This is a genomic window from Amycolatopsis thailandensis (assembly GCF_042723255.1).
Taxonomy (GTDB): domain Bacteria; phylum Actinomycetota; class Actinomycetes; order Mycobacteriales; family Pseudonocardiaceae; genus Amycolatopsis; species Amycolatopsis thailandensis.
The window spans coordinates 1-5,013 of record NZ_JBHXJK010000253.1; the positions used below are offsets into that span (position 1 = coordinate 1).

A 5,013-nucleotide genomic window follows, 5' to 3' on the forward strand; every position below is an offset into this window, starting at 1 on the left:
CCCCATGGGACGAAATTCGTCCCATGGGGACCCCTCATGACACGCGCGGCAGGGGGGATCAGGAGTCTGAGGGGAGACCTTCGCGCCAAGAAGCGACGGTCTCCTCGACGTCCAACGGACGCGCCCGCAGCACCGGACCGCCCGCCGGACGCCGGTGCTCGGCGCGGATCCGTTCGTTCAGGTCCTCGACGATCTCCCGCACCCGCGCCTCCCGGCGCACTCGCGCCAGCGTGTCAGGCAGGTCTTCGAGCTCTTTCGCGATCGCCAGCGACGGAGGCAGCAACGCCGAAACGTCGTGTCCCTCCGTGCGGACCTTGTTCACCACCCAGGCCAGGGCCGTGTCCTTGCCGTCGGTCTTCGGCAGCGGCTTCCCCGCGCCGGGAAGGTCGTCGAACTCGCCCTTCGCCGCCGCGGCGCTGATCTGCCGATCCACCCAGGACTCGAACGACACGCCCGTCGGTTTGCGCTCGGTCATGCCTCCACGATACGGAGAAACTCCAGCAAGGCGGCCGACGTGCGGTCCGGCGCCTCCAGATGCGGGAAGTGCCCGATGCCGGGCCAGCGCTCGAGACGGGCGTCCGGGGCCCAGCGCCGCGACGCCGCCGCGGTCTCGGGCAGGACGCACCGGTCTTCTTCTCCGTGCAGTTGCAGCACTCGGGGCGCGAAGCGGCCTCGCAGCGCTTCGCTGAACCGGCGGCCTTCACCGCGGAACTGAGCGCGGAACGCCCAGCGGTAGTACTCCAGCGCGCTGTGCGGCACCCCCGGCACGAGCATCGCCTGCCGGAACGCCCGCACGGCTTCGGCGAAGTCCGGCGTTTCCGTCCATTGTGGACCGGACCAGTCGCGGAACAGCTCCTCGACGGCGAGCGCGTCGTTCTTGACCAGCCATTTCTCGGGCGCCATCGGCACCTGGAAGCGGAACAGGTGCCCCGACGCCCGCAGCTGCCCCGGCCGTTTGACGGCGGTGCGCAACGCCAGCGGGTGCGCGCCGCCCAGCACCGTCACCGAGGAGACCAGCCGGGGGTGCAGCGCGCCGACCGTCCACGCGAGCATGCCGCCCCAGGCGTGTCCGACGAGATGGGCCTTGCGCGCGCCGAGGGACTTGATCAGCCCGCCGACGTCGCCCGCGAGCGTCCAGGCGTCGTAGCCGCGCGGGGGTTTGTCCGAGTCGCCGTAGCCGCGCAGATCCACCGCGACCGCGCGGAAACCGGCGTCGGCGAGTGTCCTCAGCTGGTGATGCCAGGTCCACCAGAACTCGGCGAACCCGTGCAGCAGCACGACCAGCGGCCCGTCGCCGAGTTCGGCGACGTGCAGCCGGATGCCGTTCGCCGAGACGTCACGATGGGTCCACGGACCGTCGATCCGGACGATCGACGGGTCCGGTGTCGCCTGCACTCAGTCTTGGTCTTCGGCGCCGTGCCGCGGTTTGAAGGCGGCGGCGGTGTCCTTGAAGCTGTTGATCGTGCGCTCCGGCGCCTTGATCTTCTTCACCTTGCGGTAGCCGAGGAAGCCCGCGACCGCCGTCGAGACGAGCATCAGCCCGAACACGATCAGGAACGCCGCCCAGCGCTGCAGGAACTCCGACAGCAGCTCACCGAGGAAGAAAAAGAAGAAGAACGAGCTGTACAGCCCGATGACCAGCGCGACCAAGAAGAAGATGGCGCCCTTGAGGCCCTTCTTCGCCTCCGCGACGACCTCGGACTTGGCCAGCTCGACCTCGGCGCGGATCAGCGTCGAGACGTGCTGCGTGGCATCGCCGACGAGTTTCCCGAGGGACTGCTCGCTCGCTACCACGTCGTCATCGCTCGACAGGGGGAGGTAGGGCACGGCCCCCACGCCGTCGGGGCCGGTACGTTCGTGCTTGGGGCTGCTCACACCGGCCATCGTGCCACGTGCCCTCATCCCGGGCGCGGCGGACCGGCGAGTGTCGCGTCAGAGATCCTCACGCGCGTGCACGCGGCTGCGGTGCAGCAGCATCGCGGCGGCCGAAAGCGACGCGATCCCCGAGGCGATCAGCACCGCCGCCTTCGCCAGTTCGACGGCTTCCCCGTCGAGCGCGAGATCGGCGATCAGCAGGCTCACGGTGAACCCGACACCGCCGAGCATCGAAAGCGCGCCGATGTCCCGCCAGCCCATGCCCCGGGGTTTCTCCGCGAGCTTGAACTTCACCGCGATCAGGCTGGCGCCGAAGATCCCGACCAGCTTCCCGCCGACCAGCCCGACCAGCACGGCCAGCGGCAACGCCGTGGTGAACACCGCGCCGAGCGACTCGCCGTCCACTTTGATCCCGGCCGCGAACAGCGCGAACAGCGGCACCGCGACCGCCGCCGACCACGGTTGCAGCCGGTGTTCGAGCCGGACCGCGGGCGAGTGCTCCTCGCCTTCGTCGGCGCGGACCCGGGTCAGCAGGCCGAGCGCGACGCCGGCGATGGTGGCGTGGATGCCCGCCGAATGCACCGCGACCCAGGTGATCAGGGCCAGCGGCACGTAGATCCAGGCGCTGCGGACGCGGCGGTGCTGGAGGTAGGCGTACAGCGCGAGAGCGACGACGGCGACGCCCGCGGCGACGAGGTCGAACTTCGCGGTGAACAGGATCGCGATGACGAGGATCGCGCCGAGGTCGTCGACCACCGCCAGCGAGAGCAGGAAGACCCGGGCGCTGCTCGGCAGGTTCGACGCGGTCAGCGCGAGGACGCCGAGCGCGAACGCGATGTCCGTCGCGACCGGGATGGCCCAGGCGCGCTCGATGCCCGGCGTTCCCCAGCCGACGGAAAGCGCGACCAGCGCCGGGACGATCATGCCGCCGATCGCGGCGACCACCGGCAGGATCGCCTGCTTGAACCGGGAGAGTTCACCGACCACGAGCTCGCGTTTGAGTTCGAGCCCGGCGACGAAGAAGAACAGCGCGAGCAGGCCGTCCTTCGCCCAGTCGCCGATCGTCAGGTTCAGGTGGAGGAATTCGGGACCGAGCCGGAAATCGCGGATCGCGCGGTAAATGTCGTCGATGGGCGAATTCGCCCACAGCAGCGCGACCGCGGTGGCACCGAGCAGGATCAACCCGCCGGTGGTTTCCGTACGGAGATAGCGGGCGAAGTCGGCGACGACGACCTTGGCGGGGCGGTTGGGGCCGGACACGGCATCCTCCGGTTTTCGGCGACAACGAATACTGTTGCCGACCAGACTTCCCGGCGCACCTTGACTCGATTTTAACGCCCGGAGCTGCGGACTTCATCTCTTCATGACGGCGACCACAAGATCCATCCGGACGTCGGTGTCAGTTCCACATGCTGGACTCTTAGCATGTGAACCGAAAACGACAACGATGTCTTCGATAAGGACGGCATGGTGAGTACCTCTACCGAGGTCCAGCAAGACACGAGGTTCTTCGGGCACCCACGAGGGCTGGCGAACCTCTTCGGCGTCGAGATGTGGGAGCGGTTCTCGTACTACGGGATGCTCGGCATCCTCCCGATCTACCTCTACTACGAAGTCAGTCAGGGCGGCCTCGCGCTGCCGAAGGCCTCCGCGCTCGGCATCGTCGGCGCGTACGGCGGCATGGTTTACCTGTCGGCGGTGATCGGCGCCTGGGTCGCGGACCGCGTGCTCGGCTCCGAACGGACGCTGTTCTACAGCGCGATCCTGATCATGGCCGGTCACATCAGCCTGGCCGTGCTGCCGGGGCTGGCGGGTATCGGCGTCGGCCTCGCGTGCGTGGCCATCGGCAGTGGCGGGCTGAAGTCCAACGCCACCACCATTGTCGGGACGCTGTACGCGAAGGGCGACGAGCGCCGCGACGGCGGTTTCACGATCTTCTACATGGGTATCAACCTCGGCGGCTTCGTCGGGCCGCTGCTGACCGGGCTCGCGCAGAGCGAGATCGGTTTCCACGTCGGCTTCGGGCTCGCCGCGTTCGGCATGGCGCTCGGCCTCATCCAGTACACGATCGGCCGCAAGAACCTCGGCGAGAAGGCGAGCGAGATCCCGAACCCGCTGCCCGCGTCGCGGCGTCCGCTGGTCTTCGGCGGCACCGCGGCCGGTGTCGCGGCGATCGTGCTGCTCGTGGTCTTCGGCGTGATCAACCCGGCGAACCTGGTCGACGTCGTCGTCTGGGCCGTCGCGATCATCTCGGTGATCTACTTCGTGGTGATCATCAGCAGCAAGAAGATCACCTCCGAGGAACGCAGCCGGGTGTACTCGTTCATCCCGATGTTCATCGCGAGCGCCGCGTTCTTCTCGCTGTACCAGCAGCAGTTCACCGTGGTCGCGGCCTACACCGACGAACGGCTGAACCGGACGGTCTTCGGCTGGGAGATGCCGGTCGCGTGGGTCAACTCGATCAACCCGGTGTTCATCATCCTGTTCGCGCCGGTGATCGCGGCGATCTGGACGAAACTCGGTTCGCGGCAGCCGTCCTCGCCGATCAAGTTCGTGCTCGGCACGGTCACCATGGGCGCGGCGTTCCTGCTGTTCCTCCCGATGGTCGGCAGCGGCAAGAACGCGAGCCCGCTGCTCGCGCTGGCCGGAATCCTGCTCGTGTTCACCATTGCGGAGCTGATGCTTTCGCCGGTCGGCCTTTCGCTGTCGACCAAGCTCGCGCCGGAGGCCTTCCGGACGCAGATGGTGGCGCTGAACTTCCTGTCCATCTCGCTGGGTACGGCGATGTCCGGGAAGCTCGCCGAGTACTACACGGTGGACGACGAAGCGCCGTACTTCAGCATCGTCGGCGGAGTGGCCGTCGTGGTCGGTGTGGCGCTCCTGCTGGCGACGCCGATGATCCGCAAGCTGATGAAGGGCGTTCACTGACGCTCTTCGTGACGCACTGACGAGTGATCCTCGGACGTGCAATGAAAGGCCCCTTCATCGCAAAATTTGCGATGAAGGGGCCTTTCGTCGCACGGGGTCCCCGAGGGCCGTCCGGTGATCGAAGACGTGACTCGCGTGATCAGAGACGTGACTCGCGTGATTGAAGGCGGAACTCGCGTGATCAGAGACGGAACACGCGTGTTCCTTCTC

The 5,013-nt window shown here is 67.7% G+C and carries 5 protein-coding genes; 1 reads left to right on the forward strand and 4 read right to left on the reverse strand.

Annotation, left to right across the window (positions count from 1 at the left end; translation table 11 throughout):
* Nucleotides 1-58: 58 nt before the first annotated feature.
* From ACFWMR_RS42375 to nhaA, 4 genes are read right to left on the reverse strand one after another with little or no spacing between them, the layout of a single operon-like run.
* The gene (locus tag ACFWMR_RS42375) at nucleotides 59-475 is read right to left on the reverse strand and encodes a DnaJ family domain-containing protein (RefSeq protein WP_378382472.1); all 417 of its coding nucleotides are present in this window, start codon (nucleotides 473-475) and stop codon (nucleotides 59-61) included.
* Nucleotides 472-1,395: an alpha/beta fold hydrolase gene (locus ACFWMR_RS42380; protein WP_378274365.1), complete on the reverse strand. Its 924-nt coding sequence runs from the start codon at nucleotides 1,393-1,395 to the stop codon at nucleotides 472-474. Before ACFWMR_RS42380 ends, ACFWMR_RS42375 begins: the two co-directional genes overlap by 4 nt.
* On the reverse strand, nucleotides 1,396-1,884 hold the full coding sequence (locus tag ACFWMR_RS42385) for a phage holin family protein (protein ID WP_378274364.1): 489 nt from the start codon (nucleotides 1,882-1,884) through the stop codon (nucleotides 1,396-1,398).
* A gap of 48 nt (nucleotides 1,885-1,932) precedes the next feature.
* Nucleotides 1,933-3,135, reverse strand: a complete 1,203-nt coding sequence (gene nhaA, locus ACFWMR_RS42390) for a Na+/H+ antiporter NhaA (RefSeq protein WP_093932350.1) — start codon at nucleotides 3,133-3,135, stop codon at nucleotides 1,933-1,935.
* Nucleotides 3,136-3,342: 207 nt separating this feature from the next.
* Between nhaA and ACFWMR_RS42395 the strand changes: the two genes are divergently transcribed.
* Nucleotides 3,343-4,803 (forward strand): peptide MFS transporter, encoded by a 1,461-nt coding sequence (locus tag ACFWMR_RS42395; RefSeq protein ID WP_378274363.1) that lies wholly within the window; start codon nucleotides 3,343-3,345, stop codon nucleotides 4,801-4,803.
* Nucleotides 4,804-5,013 lie beyond the last annotated feature (210 nt).